Origin of the sequence: Pedobacter sp. KLB.chiD (assembly GCF_047040275.1) — a bacterium.
In the GTDB taxonomy this organism is placed as follows: Bacteria; Bacteroidota; Bacteroidia; order Sphingobacteriales; family Sphingobacteriaceae; genus Pedobacter.
Genome location: NZ_CP178207.1, coordinates 3,760,759 through 3,779,185, shown reverse-complemented (window position 1 = coordinate 3,779,185; position 18,427 = coordinate 3,760,759). Strand labels below are relative to the sequence as shown.

The following is an 18,427-nucleotide window of genomic DNA, read 5'->3' as shown; positions in this document are numbered from 1 at the left end:
GTTATTCCGAATTTAAAAGCAACATTTTTACTTTGCCTTTTGCCAAAACATTATTGGATTTTGAAGCAAAACGAAGAATTGGTACACAACAGGACGGTAAAGTTACCCAGCAACAGTTCGAACAATTAAAAGCGGCCATTCAGAAAACCGCAAAAGCAGTAGAAAATAAAGATTTAACAGTTACAGCAGTACAGGCCTCCTGGGCGCAGCAAACGGTTAATCAATACCAGTCTGTATTTATGGAAGCCTATAAATTTTATGATGGTTACGACCCTCAGTTTACCAAATCCACAAAAGCAGTTTATCCAGACGTAATTGATGCGATGAAGGCTTATGCTGATGTGTTGGGTAACATAGCTAAACCTTCCAATATTAAAGACGATGGAAGTGGCATTATTGGTAATCCGATAGGAAGAACAGCCTTGCTGAGCAATTTAAACGATGAGATGATTGCTTATACGCCTGAACAGATTGAGGCAATTGCCATGCGGGAATTTGCCTGGTGCGATGCTGAAATGCTTAAAGCCTCGCAGGAAATGGGATTTGGTAGCGATTGGAAAAAAGCACTGGAAAAGGTTAAAGCCGATTATCCTGAATTGGGGAAACAGCCTGAACTGGTTTATCAACTGGCTAATGAAGCCATAGATTTTGTAGAGAAAAATAAACTCATTGCTATTCCTCCCCTGGCCAAAGAAGGCTGGCGCATGCGTATGTTAAGTCCAAGCGAACAATTGTATGCACCGTTTTTTTTGGGTGGTGAATCGGTACTGATTGCTTATCCAACGGAAGATATGAGTGAAGAGGCTAAAATGATGACCCTTCGTGGCAACAACAGGCATTTTTCCAGAGCTGTAGTTTTTCACGAGCTTATTCCCGGACACAACCTTCAATATTTTATGCAAAGCCGTTACAAACCATATCGCAGGGTGTTTGGTACGCCTTTCTGGACAGAAGGCTGGTCGCTGTACTGGGAGATGTTACTGTGGGACCAGAATTTTGCAAAATCTCCTGAAGATAAAATTGGAATGCTTTTTTGGCGCATGCACCGTTGTGCGCGTATCATTTTTTCGATGAATTATCACTTAGGTAAATGGACACCTCAACAGTGTATCGATTTTTTGGTAGATCGTGTAGGGTTTGAGCCTGCTAATGCAGCGGCAGAAGTACGCAGATCGTTTACCGGTGGGTACGGGCCATTGTACCAAATTGGGTACATGTTAGGTGGATTACAGTTTAGGGCATTGCACAAAGAACTGGTACAAAGTGGTAAAATGACCAATATTGAGTTTCATAAAAGCATCCTGCATGAAAATAATATGCCTGTAGAAATGGTAAGGGCCTTATTAACCCGGCAGCAATTACCCGAAAATTTTAGCACCCGCTGGAAATTTGCCGGTGACATTAAATAGGTAGTGTTAAGGTAATATGCTGAGCATGAGTAGATAAGAATCTATAAATAGAAACGTTTGGATGTGCTGTTGAAAAGTTGATAAGTATTTTTACGTGCGTGTATTTTTTTGGTATGGCTATTGTAAAGGTTGAGAAACGCTATTCAACGTTAAACAGAAAATTATGAAACTACAATTATCTAAAGCCCTACCAGTTGCACTTGCTGGTTTATTAATCGGGTCGGTTGCTTCAGCTCAGGAAAGTCCGGCAACTTCAACTACAACATTAAGGACATGGTCTATTGGTGTAAACGCTGGTGTACTAACTCCACTATCACCTTTGGGCGGAAAAAATGATTTCAGTAACAACAAATCAAGTTTAGGTTATGGTCTTTACATCAAAAAACAGTTTACACCTTATTTCTCTCTTCGTTTAGACGGAGTTCGTGGTAAATTAAAAGGCGATAATACCGAGCCTTATGAAAGCGGTGCGGTAAACAACTCTCCTGTAAGATCATTCGATACTGACTTATCTTATTCAGGAAGTTTAAATGCCGTAGTAAACATGTTCAATATCGACATGTTTAAAAAAGAAAATACTTTGCAGCTTTACGCATCGGCCGGAGCGGGTATTGCAGCTTACAAACCAACCATTACCACTGCAGCAGGGACTTCAGCATTTGGTGGTGGCGATAACATCCACGAATTGATTATTCCGGTAGGTTTAGGGGCGAAATTTAAAATTTCTGACGCGGTTAATTTTGATTTAGGTTGGACAATCAATTTTGTTGATGGTGATAACCTGGACGGTTACTACAGAAATGGAAATGATAAATATAACTACGCTTACGCTGGTTTAGAGTTTGCTTTGGGTAGCGGAAAACAATTGGCTTTCCACAATCCGGTAGCCTTAACTTATGATGAGGCTTTAAAAGCAAAACAAACCGCAGAAGGTCTGAGATCTGAATTAAATGCCCAAAAAGCTGATAATGCAAAATTACGTTCAGAATTGAATGATGTGTTAAAGGATACAGATGGTGATGGTGTTGCAGATAAATTGGATAAATGCCCTGATACTCCAGCAGGTACAGTTGTTGATGGTGCCGGTTGTCCGTTAAAAACACCAGAAAAGGTTGTAGAAAAGGTAATCGTAACAGAAGAAGATCGTAAAGTGGTTAACGAGGCGATTAAAAATTTAGAGTTCGATTTAGGTAAAGCCACGATCCGTTCTAAATCTTATGCTTCCTTAAATAGAGTAGCAGCATTATTGATCCAGAAAAACTTTAGCTTAAAATTAGCTGGCCATACAGATAACACTGGTTCAAAAGAATTAAACCTGCGTTTATCAAAAGAAAGAGCAGAATCCGTTAAAGCTTATCTGGTTTCTCAAGGTGCAAATGCATCACGTATTGAGGCTACAGGTTACGGTATGGGTCAACCAATTGCTTCTAATAAAACAGCAGCAGGCCGTCAGCAAAACCGTCGCGTAGAGTTTACACTTTACTAAGCTGTTTAAACAGAATTTGAAAAGTCCCGATGAAAATCGGGACTTTTTTGTTTTAAAAGGTTTTGTGTACGGTGGCTAGCTAATTTGGTTAATAGCTATAAATGCGAATTGTCATCCTGGACCTAGTGAAGGATTTTTCTCAAGCTAACTTAGTATAATAGGATTCTGAACGAAATGAAGAATCCCTAAACAAAGTCGTCACCCTGATCCGATAGTTATCGGATTTATTTCAGGGTCTTTCTAAGAAAAAGGATGCTGAAACACCCGGCCGACTGGCCGGGCGGAAGTTCAGCATGACGATCACGTTGGAAAAAGGTTAAATGGATCAAAAAGTATAAATGTTAATCGACCTTAGATCATTGAACTCAACTTATTTCAGCGATACAATCACCTTTTTAATTTCGCTTAAATCATTCATCTCAAAATTTGGCGATTGTGGGTAAAAGCGTTGGTAAATAATTTTATTATCCTTACTATCATACACGCTGATTATTTTATCATTATCGCGTTGCGTGTAAACCATATATTTAACAGGAACAGTTTTGTTCAGGATTAAACTATCCAGTACTTCGTACGATACGAATTTAATTTTGTAGTTGTAAGGTTCGGGTATAATACCTGAGGGCGGTAAAAGTGTTAATCTCGAAGAAAAAACTTGCTTGATATATTCAGGTATATAAAGGGTTTCCTTCGCCAGTTCTGGTAATCGCACTTTGTTATAAAATTCGTAATCTATATTGCAATTCTCATTGGCTAGCAATCCGTCATTTATCTGTTTTAAATAACCTGTTAAAAAGCCCGGTGACCAATTGAAGAAACCAGCTTTATTATAAAAATAAGATAAAATATTGTTTTTTATACTTCTTTTGGTGCCATACTGCTGATCTTGCGTTTCAACCAGGAAATTGGTATTCGGATCAGCAAAAAGCGCTACTGCCGCTAATAAACTTTCATCTTTTACCTTAGGTTTCTTAGACTGAGTAAGCAACTTCAATGCATAAATAATATTTGTATTGCTAGTGCTGTCTGACTTCTCGGTATAAGCATCAAAATAAAAAATAGAATAATTGGCAAGCGTATCATAACGTGCCAGCTCTTCTGGCCTTATAATTTTATAAGGTGTAATCGTCCAGTTTTTTTTGATGGCTTGATCAAATTTTTCCAGCTCGGCATAATCAGTATACTGTAGGGTAAACAGGGTAATGGTTTTTTCGAAAACCTTTACTTTTTGGCTGTTTAAAAGGGATTTTCCGAAATAGGCAACCTGGCCTTGGCCGATGGCTGCCCATAAAATAAAAAAAACAAACAATAGTATCTGTTTTCTTTTAAACATATTCCGCGTTTTCATTTTGTGTATGGCTATGATAAGAAAAATTTGACAAATATTTTGAATTTTTCTATTGCATTAACAAAATACATTCATTAGCTTTGTTATGCAAGCATAATAAATTAGTAAATATGAAACAGCAACAAACCATAGATTACCATGTTAAGTTTGCCTGGCAAAATATGTTTAATAAGTATAATCAAATGGCATCCGGTTTTGGGATTACCCAGGCCATTGGTTACATGCTTATTAATATAGATGATGTTGAGGGAACTGCGGTTTCAAATTTAGCTGGCTTGCTCGGAGTTAAGGCTACCAGTTTATCGCGTATGTTAAATAACATGGAAGAGGCTAACCTTATTTTCAGGGAAACATCAGTAGGTGATAAACGTTCGGTAAAGGTTTTTCTGACTGATTTTGGTAAAGAGAAAAAACAGTTGGCGAAGGGAGTTGTCCGAAAATTTAATGAATATCTTGACGAACATTTCTCAAAAAAAGAAAAAGAGACTTTTATTAACCTGCTGATCAAATTAAATGATATTACAGTAGCCTATACTGTAGATTAATAAATATAGTAATCAAACCTGTCTGGTAAATTCATAACATGTTTCTATCAGACTAATGAAAAGCAAATAGTAATGAAACGAAGCATTAATAAAGTTGCTGTTTTAGGTTCGGGTATTATGGGATCGCGTATCGCATGCCATTTCGCCAATATAGGGGTTGAGGTATTGTTATTGGATATCGCCCCAAAAGAACTCAGCCCCGATGAACAGTCGAAAGGATTAGCGTTAGATAACCCGGCTGTAAAAAACCGGATTGTAAATACAGCTTTGCAGACGGCTGTAAAAACAAATCCATCGCCAATCTACACTAAAAAAGCGTTAAATAAGATCAAGACCGGGAACTTCGACGATGATATGCCGAAAATTGCAGGTTATGATTGGGTGATCGAAGTTGTTGTTGAAAATCTCGATATCAAGAAAAAAGTTTTTGAGCAGGTAGAGCAATTCCGCAAACCAGGCACTTTAATTACATCAAATACTTCTGGTATTCCTATCCATTTAATGGCTGAGGGAAGAAGCGAAGATTTTAAGTCGCATTTCTGTGGCACACACTTTTTCAATCCACCACGTTATTTAAAATTACTGGAAATTATCCCTACGCCACATACACAGCCAGAAATAGTTGATTTTCTGATGCAGTATGGTGATAAGTTTTTAGGGAAAACAACCGTTTTATGTAAAGATACCCCCGCATTCATTGCCAACAGGGTAGGTGTTTACTCGATTATGGCACTCCTGCATCTGGTCGAAAAACTTGATTTAACGGTAGAAGAAGTTGATAAATTTACAGGGCCGGCATTGGGCAGACCAAAATCAGCTACTTTCCGTACGTCTGACGTGGTAGGTCTGGATACCATGATCAAGGTGGCTAAAGGTCTCTATGATAACTGTCCTGATGATAAAGCACACGATTTGTTTGAACTTCCGGCATACGTGCAAAAAATGGAAGAGAATAAGTGGCTTGGTGATAAAACCAAACAGGGTTTCTATAAAAAAACCAAAACTGCTGATGGCAAAACTGAAATTCTTGCACTTGATTTAAAAACCCTGGAATATAAGCCTCAGCAAAAGGTAAAGTCAACAACTTTGGAAATGACCAAGCCGGTAGAAAACCTTCGTGAGCGCATGAAGATTTTTGCCAAAGGAAAAGATAAGGCAGGCGAATTGTTCCGTCATTCTTCTTTTGGTTTATTTGAATATGTATCAGACAGGATTCCAGAAATTTCTGATGAACTGTACCGTATTGATGACGCGATGCGGGCAGGTTTTGGCTGGGAACTCGGTCCCTTCGAGTTGTGGGATGCTGTTGGCGTAAAGGAAGGTATCGGGGGAATGGAGCAATATGGCCATAAAGCTGCAGCCTGGGTACAGGAAATGCTGGATGCCGGATATACTTCGTTCTATAAGGTGGAAAATGGTATTAAAAAATATTACGATATCCCTTCCAAAAGTTATAAAGCTTTACCTGGAACCGATGAGTTTATCATCCTGGATAACCTTCGCGAAAATAAAACCGTTTGGAAAAACTCAGGTGTCTCTATTATTGATCTGGGCGATGGCATTCTGAATGTAGAATTCCATACTAAAATGAATACCATAGGAGGTGACGTGATTTCGGGAATCAATAAGGCCATTGATATGGCAGAAAAGGATTACCGTGGTTTAGTTATCGGCAATGATGGGGCGAATTTCTCAGCTGGTGCCAACGTAGGGATGATTTTTATGATGGCAGTAGAGCAGGAGTGGGACGAACTGAACATGGCGATCAGAATGTTTCAGAATACGTCCATGCGGATCCGTTATTCTTCCATTCCGGTTGTAGTAGCCCCGCATAATTTAACTTTAGGTGGTGGTTGCGAATTCAGTTTACATGCCGATCATGTTCAACTTTCTGCTGAAACCTATATGGGCCTGGTTGAATTTGGGGTCGGGGTAATTCCTGGAGGCGGTGGTACCAAAGAGTTTGCTTTGCGTGCTTCTGATGAGTTTAAAGATGATCAGATTGTACAGAATGCACTGAAAGATCGTTTCCTGACCATTGGAATGGCCAAAGTTTCAACCTCAGGTTACGAAGCTTATGAATTGGGCTATCTGCAAAAAGATAAATTCTCGATCTCCATGAACCGCAACCGTCTACTGGCCGATGCAAAGGCGAAAGCGATTGAGCTAGCCGAGGCCGGTTACACCAAACCGGTACAAAGGAATGATATTAAAGTATTAGGAAAGCAAGGATTGGGGATTGTTTATGCAGGTGCCAATAGTATGTATGCCGGGCATTTCATTTCTGAACATGATAAAAAAATCTCTGAAAAACTGGGCTATGTGATGTGCGGTGGCGATTTATCTGCACCAACAGAAGTAACCGAACAATACTTATTGGATCTGGAAAGAGAAGCGTTTTTATCCCTTGCAGGTGAGCGGAAGTCGTTAGAGCGGATTCAGAGCATTATTACAAAAGGTAAACCGCTGAGGAATTAAAAGTGAGTTTTGCGGATCGTCACCCTGAATTTATTTCAGGGTCTTTTCAAGATAGATGCTGAAACACCCGTCCGACTGGCCGGGCGGAAGTTCAGCATGACGATTATCGAAAAAAATTGCTCATAGTAAATAAAAAAAATAATCATGCAAGAATTAAGTCTTGATACTAATTACTAGATACTTTAACAATGGAAGCATATATTATAGCCGGATATCGTACAGCAGTGGGTAAAGCACCACGTGGCGTATTCCGTTTTACAAGAGCTGATGATTTAGCCGCAGAAGTAATCAGGGCTTTGGTAGGATCAGTTCCCAATTTAGATAACGAACAGATTGATGATGTAATGGTGGGTAATGCTACACCAGAGGCAGAGCAAGGGCTAAACATTGGTCGTATGATTTCGCTAATGGGGCTGGATACCGATAAAGTACCTGGTGTTACCGTAAACCGCTACTGTGCATCAGGTTTAGATACGATTGCAACCGCAGTTGCCAAAATTAAAGCGGGTATGGCCGATTGTATTATAGCAGGTGGTGTAGAGGTAATGAGTGGAATGCCTTTTGGCGGCTGGAAACTGGTTCCGAATGCAGAGGTAGCAAAAAAAAATCCAGATTGGTACTGGGGCATGGGCTTAACTGCCGAGGCTGTAGCTAAAGAATATAATGTCAGCCGTGAAGATCAGGATGCCTTTTCATTAAAATCTCATGAGAAAGCTATTCATGCCATAAAAAATGGTCATTTAAAGGATGGGATCCTGCCCATTACAGTAAACGAGAACTATCTTGATGACAACCTGAAGAAGAAAACCCGTTCTTACGTGGTTGATACCGATGAGGGGCCACGGGCAGATACCACGCTGGAAAAGTTGGCGAAACTGAAACCCGTATTTGATGCAGTGGGTAGTGTAACGGCGGGTAATTCATCGCAAACATCAGACGGAGCGGCTTTTGTATTGGTCGTGTCTGAAAAGAAAATGAAAGAATTAAATGCCGAACCGATTGCCAGGTTGGTCAGTTACGGCATTGCAGGTGTTCCGCCACGTATTATGGGCATTGGCCCGATTGAGGCGATCCCAAAAGCATTGAAACAAGCCGGCTTGAAAAAGGAAGATATCGACTTGATCGAACTGAATGAAGCCTTTGCATCGCAGTCGTTGGCGGTAATCAGAACATTGGATTTAAACCCCGATGTAATTAATGTAAACGGAGGGGCAATTGCTTTAGGGCATCCACTGGGTTGTACCGGAGCAAAACTGACCGTACAAATCATGAACGAGCTGAAAAGACAAAACAAAAAGTACGGAATGGTAACCATGTGCGTAGGAACCGGGCAAGGTGCCGCAGGGATTTTTGAATTATTGTAGGAAATAGTATCAAGATATGAGTATCAAGTATCGAGATTGAATAATAGGGTTTAACCAAATTATAAAATCGTCCCAAACATATTTGTATTTATAACTTAATACCAAAGCATCATGCATAATTTTAAAACACTAAAAGTATGGCGAAAATCAATTGACCTGGCAGTTGAAGTTTACAAAGCGACATCATTTTTGCCAAATGACGAAAATTTGGGTTGATCTCGCAAATGAAGAGATGTTCAGTTTCAATTCCTTCAAATATTGCAGAAGGCTCTGGCAGGGGTAGTGGAGCTCAATTCAAATATTTTTTGACGATAAGCCATGGCTCAGCCTTTGAATTGCAAACACAGCTCATTATTTCGAACAGGCTGGAATTGCTGGATGATGAATTATCAGCTAATCTGATAAAGAAAACAACTGAAATTCAAAAAATGGTTTATGCTTTGGATAAAAGTCTCAAGGTTTAGGTGGAAAATTGATTGATGAAATAATAAAATAAATATTAAAGCGATGTTAGGTGTTGAGCTTTGTCTTGATGTCTGGTAATCGCTACCTTTTTCAAAAACTTAGCGGTATCTAGATCTTAAGCTTTGACTAGATACTTGCTACTAGATACTAAAGCAATGGAAACAACTGAAAAAAAGACAATTAAAGGTGGTGAATTCTTAATCAAGGATACCACTTATCAGGAGGTATTTATCCCTGAAGAGTTTGACGAAGAGCAGCAGATGATTGCACAAACCTGTCGCGATTTTCTGGCAGCTGAGGTTTACCCCAATTTAGATAAAATTGATAAGCAGGAAGATCCTGAGCTGATGCCGGCACTGTTAACCAAAGCTGGCGAGCTGGGTATTCTTGGTGTTTCCGTACCGGAAGAATATGGTGGTTTTGGCAAAAATTTCAATACTTCCATGTTGGTTGCTGATGTGGTAGGTGCAGGCCATTCTTTTGCCGTTGCGCTTTCTGCTCATACCGGAATTGGTACATTACCTATTTTATATTATGGTAACGAAGAACAAAAAGCCAAGTATATTCCTAAACTTGGTTCGGGTGAATGGAAGGCCGCTTATTGTTTAACTGAGCCAAACTCAGGTTCGGATGCCAACTCCGGTAAAACCAAGGCGAAATTGAGTGATGATGGTAAACATTATATCATCAATGGTCAGAAAATGTGGATCACCAACGGTGGTTTTGCGGATGTTTTTATCGTTTTTGCCAAAATTGATGATGATAAGAACTTAACTGCTTTTATTGTGGAGAAAGGTTTCGGTGGCATTACCATGAACCCGGAAGAACACAAAATGGGTATCAAGGGTTCGTCAACCCGTCAGGTTTTCTTTAACGATTGCCCTGTACCTGTTGAGAACATGTTAAGTGAACGCGAAAACGGCTTTAAAATAGCGGTAAATATCTTAAATATTGGCCGTATCAAATTATCTGCGGCAGCTATCGGAGCATCGAAAGCCACTTTAAATACAGCTATCAACTATTCAAACGAGCGGATCCAGTTTGGCCGCCCGATTTCGAAATACGGTGCCATCCGTTTTAAAATTGCAGAAATCGCGGCTAAGCTTTATGCGGTTGATGCGGCAAACTACCGTGCAGGACAAAATATTGATGATACTTATGATCAATTGGTTGCAGGCGGAATGGAGTCTGGCAAAGCCAGGTTAAAGTCTGTTGAACAATTTGCCGTAGAGTGTGCCATTTTAAAAGTATGGGGTTCTGAAGCTTTAGATTATACAGTAGATGAAGGTGTACAGATTTATGGAGGTATGGGCTTTAGTGCTGATGCACCTATGGACAGGGCTTACCGCGATGCCCGTATTAACCGTATTTTTGAAGGTACAAACGAAATTAACCGATTGTTAACGGTTGATATGATGTTGAAACGCGCCATGAAAGGTGAACTCGATTTAATGACGCCTGCTACTGCCGTTGCCGCCGAGCTGATGAGCATACCTGACTTTGGTGAAGAGGACACAGCCTTATTTTCTGCAGAGAAAAAAGTGCTTTCCAACCTTAAAAAAGCAACATTAATGGTCGCTGGTGCTGCGGTTCAAAAATTAATGATGACGCTAAGCAAAGAACAGGAAATTTTAATGAACATTGCCGATATGGCCAGTTATGTTTATGTGCTTGAATCAGCTTTATTAAGGACAGAAAAACTGGTACATACCCGCGGTGAAGAGGCCTGTGCAGGTCAGCTGGATTTATTGCGGATTTATTTGGTAGAGGCTGTCGATGGTATAGCAAAAGCAGGTAAAGAAGCACTATGGGCTTTTGCAGAAGGTGATGAACTGCGTATGATGCAGGTAGGTTTACGCCGGTTTACAAAAGTAGAGCCGTTTAATGTTAAAGACGCCCGTCAAAGAGTTGCACAACAGCTTATTGAAGCAAATAAATATATTTTTTAAGGTTTAGGGTGTAGGGCTTAAGGTTTAGGGTTTGGGTGCATTAACCTCAAGCGCTAAACCTTTTTTTATTCTACATAAGGCTATAATATAATATGCTGTCATGCTGAGGTACGAAGTGACAGGACATCAGTAGAATGGTCGTCATCTCGACTGTAGCACAGCGAAATGGAGAGATCTATCGAGGCAGATTTTGCTTCGCAGAGCCTTCGGGTTCTCGACTTCGTTGCAATCCGCTCGAAATGATTGTAACTTGAGAGATTTTTTTACTAGTAAATTGATTACAGTCGTTTATATTGATTTTTACGTGGCAAATTTAAACTTAGCATGACAGGAGTTGAAAAAATAATAAGTCCTTAGCTTTATGATATTAAATCATATTTTCGCATATGAGTAAATTTAGATTCCTTACCCTGCTCTTTTTAAGTGTAGCTTTTGTTTCATCTTGTAAGAAAGACGAAGATCCCGAAAAACAGATCGCAGAGTTTATCAGAAAAAATAATATCGATGCCGTGAGAGACGATTCTGGTTTATATTATCAGATCATTAAACCGGGTTCGGGTTCCTTCACTTATCCGGGCAATACCAAAATTACCATTAAATATGAGGGCAGATTGTTAAACGGCAATGTGTTTGATAATGGAGGTGGCAAAGAACAAACCTTTAATCTTGCAGAACTGATTCAAGGCTGGCGTATAGGTATTCCTAAAATTCAGAAAGGTGGCGAAATCAGATTAATTGTTCCACCAGGATTAGGCTATGGCAGTAGTTCGGTAGGCCCCATTCCGGGAAATTCTGTGTTGGATTTTAACATTCAACTATCAAACGTACAATAAGTTTAAAGACTAAAGCAAAATCTGCTAATATGTCTGGGTCTTTGCTATTACATTAAATGCCTTAAAATTGTTAAAATAGGTTAAAAATTGTTGCAACCACATTAAAAGCTTATTTTTGCGGATAATGGTTAAATTTAAATATTTTGTGATCATGGTCTGCCTCGCAGGTTGCTTAGCGGCCTGTAAGAAAAATGTCCCTGTTGATGATGCTTACGATCCTACGCCGCAATTTAAAGCAGATACGACGGCTATTGCTGCTTTTGTGAAGACTAATAATATCCCGGCGATAAAAGACGCCAGCGGTATTTTTTATCAGATTATTGCTCCAGGATCAGGAAGCGTAAGTTATTTAACTTCTACAGTGATCTCTGCAGATTATGAAGGAAGACTATTAAATGGTACTATTTTCGATAGTACTAAGGGAACTCCCGCCACGTTTAAACTTGGAAATGTGATTTTAGGATGGCAATTTGGGATTCAAAAAATACAAAAGGGAGGAAAAATCCGGTTAATTATCCCCTCTTATTATGCCTATGGAACTCGCTCGCCATCATCTTCCGTTCCTGCTAATTCCGTACTTGATTTTACGATAACACTTACAGACGTACAACAATAAATGAACAAATTTACTAAACTTGGCCTATTTACACTCTTATTTGCTACTGTAGTTTTCAGCGCTTGCAAAAAGGAATATGAGTCTATTGAAAGTATAGATGATGCAGCTATCCAGGCCTACTTAAAAAAAAATAATCTTAATTTCGATAAAGATCCGACCAAAGGTTATTATTTTAAAATCAATACACAAGGTACGGGCAGTAAGGTTGCGAATCAGGACTCGGTTTATTATACTTATACCTTTAAAACATTATCTGGGCAAGTTTTACAGCAAACGTCTGATTTAATGATCCTAGGTACTTATTTAGGATATACAGATCAATTCAGGATTAATAGCCAGACTGTAAATTATGTTTTTGCTCCGGTAAGAGAGGTGTTAACCAAATTAAACAGGGGTGGTAGTGCTACTTTGATTATGCCATCGCATTTAGCTTTTGGTAAAAACGGTATTAGTGCTTTGAATATCGGTTCAAATGAAAATATTATAGTTGATTTAGTGATGTACAGCGAATCGAAGCGGCATGAAATTGACGAATTGGAGATTAATAAATTTATTTCAAAAAATAATCTTACACTAATTAAAGACCCTTCAAGAGCGCGCTACAGCATTATTACACCCGGGACAGGAACGGATGCGATTAGCCTGACCTCAACGATAGTTGCAAATTACACAGTAAGATATTTAGATGGAACAGTGTTGCAAACTAGTACAGACGGAAGTTTTAGTAGTGTTTTGTCTGACTTATATAAAGGTTGGCAGTTAATATTGCCAGGAAAAGTAACTGCGGGTGGAAAACTTCGTCTTATTATCCCTTCTGATTTAGCTAATGGGAAGCCTTTAGATTTTGATATAGAAATTGTTAAGGTTACGAATTAGATAACGCCTCTTTAAAAACTTTTAAACTCTTTCCCTTGCAAATTATGCTCAACTATTGGTTGGGCATATTTTTTGGCTTTAGCTTTCATAACTTATTTTTTAGTTGTATGTTTGATGTGTAAGGGAAAACATACAATCTAATTATGAAAAATAAATTTAATTTACGCTACTTAATACTACCTATGCTGGCTAGTATCTCAATTGCTTCCTGTAAAAAGGATGCTACTGTCGGAAATCAAAAAGAAGAACTTTTAACAAACGCGGTTAGCATTGAAAACGGATATTTAAAATTCAGAGATCAAAAAGCCTTTGATTCTTTGGTTAATATCTTGGTAAAGCCTGAAAATTCTAATACCAAACCAAAAGAATTGGTAAATTTTAAGTCTTACAAGGATATATTTATGGAAATAGAAAAGGAATATCAAAATGTCAATAATTCTAAGGCATTTGATGATTTTAAGACTAAATATTCTGATTTGGTAGAAATCAAATCGGATAGTTCTTTAACATATAGATTCGGTACTCCACTTTCAGCGCTATTTACCAATATAAACGGAGAGGTGAAGATTGGAGGCGTTACAACAGTATATACAAAAGATCAACGTATGGTTTCTTATGCCGGTAAACATAAAAGCGAATCGCAGATTAATAGTATTTATAAGACCGATGCAAACCAAGGCATATTCGTGGGGAGTGTGTCAACAAAGATGGCTGTAGTTAATACTGAAGCAACTTTTGGATCTGTTGTAACCAGTGCTATTAAATCTGAATTATACTATAACGAGGATGGTAAGAGAAGGCTTTTTGTTGACCTATGGAAAGATAGTGCACCCAGAACCGATATTGAGGTTTGGGATCCTGCTGCATTAGAATACCGTATCAGATATTATTTCAGTTCGCGTCAAGAATTAAAAAAAACTTTTGGTGGTTGGAGAACAAATGAAACAGATTATTATTTTAGTAATTTAAACTACAATTATAGTTTTGCTATTTTTCCAAATCCAAATTATACAATATTTAATTATAGTTTAGGTAGCTACAGTATTGGTAATGCGACTGGTCCAATTATCATCGATATAGGTACTCAAGAAGGAAAACCAGGAAGTATTTGGGGTACAGGTCGTTTTTTTTCCGGTGGTGTCCCAAACGCCCCTTCGTTCAATGTTAATTAATCACTCAACGCCTCTTTAAAAACTTTTAAAACCCTTTCCCTTGCAAAACTATGCTCAACTATCGGTTGGGCATAGTTTTTGGTGCCAAATTCCGGTACCCACTTTTTAATATATTCCAGTTTAGGGTCAAATCTCTTGGTTTGCAGTTCGGGATTGAATACCCTGAAATAAGGTGCGGCGTCATTCCCTGATCCTGCAGCCCATTGCCAGCCGCCAACATTACTCGCCATTTCATAGTCCAATAATTTTTCGGCGAAGTAGGCCTCTCCCCATCGCCAGTCAATCAGTAAATGTTTGCTTAAAAAACTGCCCACAATCATTCGTACGCGATTGTGCATCCAGCCGGTTTGGTTCAGCTGGCGCATGCCTGCATCAACAATCGGATAGCCGGTATTGCCCTCACGCCAGGCCTTAAATTCATCTTCATTGTTGCGCCATTTAATTTTATCATATTGTTTTTTAAACGAATCGAAAGCAGCGTATGGGAAATGCCAAATTATAGTCATGTAAAATTCCCGCCAGGCCAGTTCCGAAAGCCAGACATTCGATTTTGCTTCCAGGGCATCTTTAACGGCTTTCCGGATGCTTAACGTTCCAAAACGCAAATGCAGACCAACGTGTGTGGTACCATCAAGCGCAGGGAAATCGCGTTCTTTTGCATAATCATCAAGCTTGTTTTTATAATTTATTTTCGGAAAATCCAGCTTGCTCTTTTCAAAGCCCATTTCTTTTAAACCCGGACTAGGCAGATGCCTGGTTTGCAGTAGGTTTTTAAAATACTTTTTGGTTGGATAAGCTTTTATATAAAAATCGTTCAGTTTGGCATGCCACTGTTTATAAAAAGGGGTAAAAACGGTATAAGGTGTTTTGTCTGCTTTTAAGATTTCATCTTTTTCAAAAATAACCTGGTCTTTATAGGTTTTAAACACAATTTCTTCGCTGGTTAAAAACTCGGCCATGTTATCATCACGTTCGCGGGCATAGGGTTCATAATCGTGATTGGCGTATACCTCCTTAACATGGTATTCCTTTAAAATTTCAGGCCATACTTTCTCAGGTGCGCCGTATTTTACCAGTAAGTCTGATCCTTGCTGCCGAAGTTGTTTTTTTAGCGCTTCGACAGTTTGATAAATGAAGGTTACGCGTGCATCATCTTTTGGTAGCTTTTCCAGTATATTCTGATCAAAAATAAAAAGTGGTAAAACCGGATAGTCGCCATTTAGGGCGTGGTATAATGCGGCATTATCCGTTAAACGTAAATCGCGGCGGAACCAGAAAATGGATATTGGAGTCATTCAGGGAAATTATAAATTACTTATATTACGTCATGCTGAACTTCCGCCCGGCCAGTCGGACGGGAATTTCAGTATCCTTTTGCACCAGTATATTGGTAAGATTCTGAAATAAATCCGATAACTATCGGATCAGGATGTCGACATTTGATCAGTTAACCTATTTATACAAATTTTTTAAAGCATCATCCAAATGGGTGAATTTAAATTTAAATCCTGCATCCAGGATTTTTTGTGCCGAGGTATTATTGCTCATCAAAACGGCCTCTACGCGTTCTCCCAATAATAATTCCAATGCTTTTTTAGGAACTTTCATCGGCCAGAAGGGGCGGCGAAGCTGTTTGGCAATCGCTTTGGTTAAGGCGGTATTGGTTACCGGGAAAGGTGCGCAGGCATTGTAGCAGCCTTCCATTTTCAGGTTTTCGATGGCTTCCATATACATTTCAACCATGTCGTCGATGTGTATCCACGGTGTCCATTGTTTTCCTGTTCCTAAGCCTGCTCCGACAAATAATTTAACGGGTTTATCCAGCTGAGGCAAGGCGCCCCCATCATTGCTCAACACAATTCCTGTACGAAGTTTTACAATTCGGAGGCTCAGCTTTTTCCCTTCATCTACGGCATCTTCCCAAAGCTTACAACAATCTGCCAGAAAACCATATCCTTTCTGACTTTCTTCCGTTAAAATCTCATCACCGCAATCGCCATAAAAACCAACTGCCGAAGCAGAAATAAACGATTTTGGTTGAAGGCTCGGATTAGATTTTATGGTTTTGAAAAGTAATTCTGTTGATTTTACACGGCTGTCGATAATCTGTTTTTTGCGTTCATCCGTCCATTTTTTATCGGCAACCGGCTCTCCCGCTAAATGGATAATGGCCTCTACACCATTCAAACAGTCGGCCTCAATAGTTCCCTTATAAACATCCCATACAAAATTGTTTGCGTCGTTATCTTTCTTTCTCGAAAGTGTATTCACCGCATAACCCTTGTTCAGCAAGTGCTTTTTCAGTTCAGTACCCACAAGTCCTGTAGCGCCGGTAATCAGAATCTTTTTTGCCATCTTTTTTAAACACCAAAGAAGCAAAAGGGTTTGTCGGAGGGATATTAAAATGCATTAATCTGGTTCTAATTCTTTTGTTTCCTATTTGTAAAGAATTACTTAGCGGTTGGATGAAGAAGAAAAATAAGATAAATTTGTAAAGCGTTCTTATACCCTTTTCGATAAAAGATGTCCAAAAAAATTTTAGTCTGGTTTAGAAATGATCTTCGCTTGCATGATAACGAAATGTTGGTGGAAGCGATTGCTAAATCTGATTCGATTTTACCTGTATACATTCTTGATCGCCGTTCTTTTGGCGACACTAAATATGGTACTTTAAAAACAGGTAATATCAGAGCGCAGTTTCTTCTAGAAAGTGTTTTAGGCTTACGAAATGCTTTAAAACAGATTGGCGGTAATTTGCTGATTGCTGAAGGGAAGCCCGAAGATATTATTCCTCAACTGGTGCAGGAATATGAGATTACGGAAGTTTACCATCACCGGGAAGTTGCGCGTGAGGAAACGCATATTTCAACACTTGTAGAAAATGCACTTTGGAAATTACGCGTCAACCTGAAACATTTTATTGGTCATACTTTATACAATAAGGAAGATCTGCCATTTCCCATTAAGGATATTCCTGATGCTTTTAATCAGTTTAAAAAGAAAATTGAACGCGATTCGATGATCAAGCCCTGCTTTGCAGCACCAGATCGGATCAATGTAGCTGAAGTGATTGATTGGGGCATGCTACCCGCTTTGGAAGACCTTAATCTTTTGCCTCAGCAAAAAGACCAGCGTGCAGATTTCGAGTTTGCTGGCGGAGAAGCAGAAGGTTTGGTTCATCTTCAAAAGGTCATTATGGCCATGCAACAAGCTGCAACAACCAAGAATTTAATTCTCGCTTCTAAACTTTCTGCCTGGTTGGCCATAGGCAGTTTATCTCCGCGCAAAGTGTACTGGGAAATTAAAAAGATGGAAAGTGTGCCTAATACCAAGGCCATGTTTAATCATATCTTGTTAGGCCTGTTGTGGAGAGATTATTTCCGTTTTATGTTTAAAAAATACGGCAATACATTTTTTAATCCGGATGGATTTGGCAGCCAGGGCCTGGTTGATGTAGCCAACGAGCAGGATAATTTTAATAAATGGCGCAATGCGCAAACTGGTTTTGCTGTGGTAGATGCGGTGATGACGGAGTTGAACCAAACCGGTTTTATTTCGAATATTGCCCGTCAAACGGCAGCCCTTTATTTAATCAATAATTTAGAGGTAAGCTGGGTTTTGGGAGCCGCCTATTTTGAAGAAAAACTGATTGATTACAATCCTGCCAGTAATTGGGGCAATTGGGCCAATGTAGCCGGTGTAGGTAATGATCAAAAATCAAAAAGTGTTTTCGATCTTGATAAAAATATCAAAAATCTTGACCCAAAAGGCAATTACGCCATAACTTGGGCATCATAGTTGTGACGTAGAATGATAAAACGGCTACGTATGGAACACGCACGTTTGGGTAATTGAATTTTAGCAGATTTTGCCCGTTTTTTGTATA

At 39.1% G+C, this 18,427-nt stretch carries 14 protein-coding genes and 1 pseudogene; 12 read left to right on the top strand and 3 right to left on the bottom strand.

Annotated features, from left to right (window positions below):
• The first annotated feature begins 32 nt into the window (after positions 1–32).
• Both ACK1I8_RS15495 and ACK1I8_RS15490 read left to right on the top strand, forming a co-directional pair.
• Complete coding sequence (locus ACK1I8_RS15495; protein ID WP_412466233.1) at positions 33–1,409, top strand: DUF885 family protein; 1,377 nt, start codon at positions 33–35, stop codon at positions 1,407–1,409.
• A 163-nt stretch (positions 1,410–1,572) separates the two neighbouring features.
• On the top strand, positions 1,573–2,895 hold the full coding sequence (locus ACK1I8_RS15490) for a DUF6089 family protein (RefSeq protein ID WP_412466232.1): 1,323 nt from the start codon (positions 1,573–1,575) through the stop codon (positions 2,893–2,895).
• Between the two features lie 370 nt (positions 2,896–3,265).
• Here ACK1I8_RS15490 and ACK1I8_RS15485 read toward each other — a convergent pair whose 3' ends face one another.
• Positions 3,266–4,228: a hypothetical protein gene (locus ACK1I8_RS15485; protein ID WP_412466231.1), complete on the bottom strand. Its 963-nt coding sequence runs from the start codon at positions 4,226–4,228 to the stop codon at positions 3,266–3,268.
• Positions 4,229–4,353: 125 nt separating this feature from the next.
• On the opposite strand from ACK1I8_RS15485, the gene ACK1I8_RS15480 reads away from it, so the two are divergent.
• From ACK1I8_RS15480 to ACK1I8_RS15440, 9 genes and pseudogenes are all read left to right on the top strand, one after another.
• Positions 4,354–4,788 carry a MarR family winged helix-turn-helix transcriptional regulator gene (locus ACK1I8_RS15480; RefSeq protein WP_205058158.1) on the top strand — a complete coding sequence of 145 codons (435 nt, stop codon included), beginning with the start codon at positions 4,354–4,356 and terminating at the stop codon, positions 4,786–4,788.
• A 72-nt stretch (positions 4,789–4,860) separates the two neighbouring features.
• Entirely contained in the window at positions 4,861–7,266 is a 2,406-nt protein-coding gene (locus ACK1I8_RS15475; protein WP_412466230.1) for a 3-hydroxyacyl-CoA dehydrogenase NAD-binding domain-containing protein, read from the top strand.
• Positions 7,267–7,454: 188 nt separating this feature from the next.
• On the top strand, positions 7,455–8,630 hold the full coding sequence (locus ACK1I8_RS15470; RefSeq protein ID WP_412466229.1) for an acetyl-CoA C-acyltransferase: 1,176 nt from the start codon (positions 7,455–7,457) through the stop codon (positions 8,628–8,630).
• A 111-nt stretch (positions 8,631–8,741) separates the two neighbouring features.
• Positions 8,742–9,094: pseudogene (locus ACK1I8_RS15465) on the top strand (four helix bundle protein).
• Positions 9,095–9,250: 156 nt separating this feature from the next.
• Positions 9,251–11,044, top strand: a complete 1,794-nt coding sequence (locus ACK1I8_RS15460; RefSeq protein ID WP_412466228.1) for an acyl-CoA dehydrogenase family protein — start codon at positions 9,251–9,253, stop codon at positions 11,042–11,044.
• A 386-nt stretch (positions 11,045–11,430) separates the two neighbouring features.
• Entirely contained in the window at positions 11,431–11,877 is a 447-nt protein-coding gene (locus ACK1I8_RS15455) for an FKBP-type peptidyl-prolyl cis-trans isomerase (RefSeq protein ID WP_412466227.1), read from the top strand.
• A gap of 124 nt (positions 11,878–12,001) precedes the next feature.
• On the top strand, positions 12,002–12,493 hold the full coding sequence (locus tag ACK1I8_RS15450; RefSeq protein ID WP_412466226.1) for an FKBP-type peptidyl-prolyl cis-trans isomerase: 492 nt from the start codon (positions 12,002–12,004) through the stop codon (positions 12,491–12,493).
• Positions 12,494–13,369 (top strand): FKBP-type peptidyl-prolyl cis-trans isomerase, encoded by an 876-nt coding sequence (locus tag ACK1I8_RS15445; protein WP_412466225.1) that lies wholly within the window; start codon positions 12,494–12,496, stop codon positions 13,367–13,369.
• A gap of 143 nt (positions 13,370–13,512) precedes the next feature.
• Positions 13,513–14,541: a hypothetical protein gene (locus tag ACK1I8_RS15440; RefSeq protein ID WP_412466224.1), complete on the top strand. Its 1,029-nt coding sequence runs from the start codon at positions 13,513–13,515 to the stop codon at positions 14,539–14,541.
• Here ACK1I8_RS15440 and ACK1I8_RS15435 read toward each other — a convergent pair.
• Positions 14,538–15,836, bottom strand: a complete 1,299-nt coding sequence (locus ACK1I8_RS15435; protein WP_412466223.1) for a cryptochrome/photolyase family protein — start codon at positions 15,834–15,836, stop codon at positions 14,538–14,540. The genes ACK1I8_RS15440 and ACK1I8_RS15435 overlap by 4 nt on opposite strands.
• A gap of 157 nt (positions 15,837–15,993) precedes the next feature.
• Positions 15,994–16,896: a TIGR01777 family oxidoreductase gene (locus ACK1I8_RS15430; RefSeq protein ID WP_412466222.1), complete on the bottom strand. Its 903-nt coding sequence runs from the start codon at positions 16,894–16,896 to the stop codon at positions 15,994–15,996.
• Positions 16,897–17,064: 168 nt separating this feature from the next.
• Here ACK1I8_RS15430 and ACK1I8_RS15425 point away from each other — a divergent pair, with 168 nt between their 5' ends.
• The gene (locus ACK1I8_RS15425) at positions 17,065–18,339 is read left to right on the top strand and encodes a DASH family cryptochrome (RefSeq protein WP_412466221.1); all 1,275 of its coding nucleotides are present in this window, start codon (positions 17,065–17,067) and stop codon (positions 18,337–18,339) included.
• The last annotated feature ends 88 nt before the right edge of the window (positions 18,340–18,427 follow it).

Coding starts and splice junctions, on each gene's coding strand:
- ACK1I8_RS15490 (WP_412466232.1), top strand. CDS start 1,573: ATGAAACTACAATTATCTAAAGCCCTACCAGTTGCACTTGCTGGTTTA.
- ACK1I8_RS15485 (WP_412466231.1), bottom strand. CDS start 4,228: ATGTTTAAAAGAAAACAGATACTATTGTTTGTTTTTTTTATTTTATGG.
- ACK1I8_RS15480 (WP_205058158.1), top strand. CDS start 4,354: ATGAAACAGCAACAAACCATAGATTACCATGTTAAGTTTGCCTGGCAA.
- ACK1I8_RS15475 (WP_412466230.1), top strand. CDS start 4,861: ATGAAACGAAGCATTAATAAAGTTGCTGTTTTAGGTTCGGGTATTATG.
- ACK1I8_RS15470 (WP_412466229.1), top strand. CDS start 7,455: ATGGAAGCATATATTATAGCCGGATATCGTACAGCAGTGGGTAAAGCA.
- ACK1I8_RS15460 (WP_412466228.1), top strand. CDS start 9,251: ATGGAAACAACTGAAAAAAAGACAATTAAAGGTGGTGAATTCTTAATC.
- ACK1I8_RS15455 (WP_412466227.1), top strand. CDS start 11,431: ATGAGTAAATTTAGATTCCTTACCCTGCTCTTTTTAAGTGTAGCTTTT.
- ACK1I8_RS15450 (WP_412466226.1), top strand. CDS start 12,002: ATGGTTAAATTTAAATATTTTGTGATCATGGTCTGCCTCGCAGGTTGC.
- ACK1I8_RS15445 (WP_412466225.1), top strand. CDS start 12,494: ATGAACAAATTTACTAAACTTGGCCTATTTACACTCTTATTTGCTACT.
- ACK1I8_RS15440 (WP_412466224.1), top strand. CDS start 13,513: ATGAAAAATAAATTTAATTTACGCTACTTAATACTACCTATGCTGGCT.
- ACK1I8_RS15435 (WP_412466223.1), bottom strand. CDS start 15,836: ATGACTCCAATATCCATTTTCTGGTTCCGCCGCGATTTACGTTTAACG.
- ACK1I8_RS15430 (WP_412466222.1), bottom strand. CDS start 16,896: ATGGCAAAAAAGATTCTGATTACCGGCGCTACAGGACTTGTGGGTACT.
- ACK1I8_RS15425 (WP_412466221.1), top strand. CDS start 17,065: ATGTCCAAAAAAATTTTAGTCTGGTTTAGAAATGATCTTCGCTTGCAT.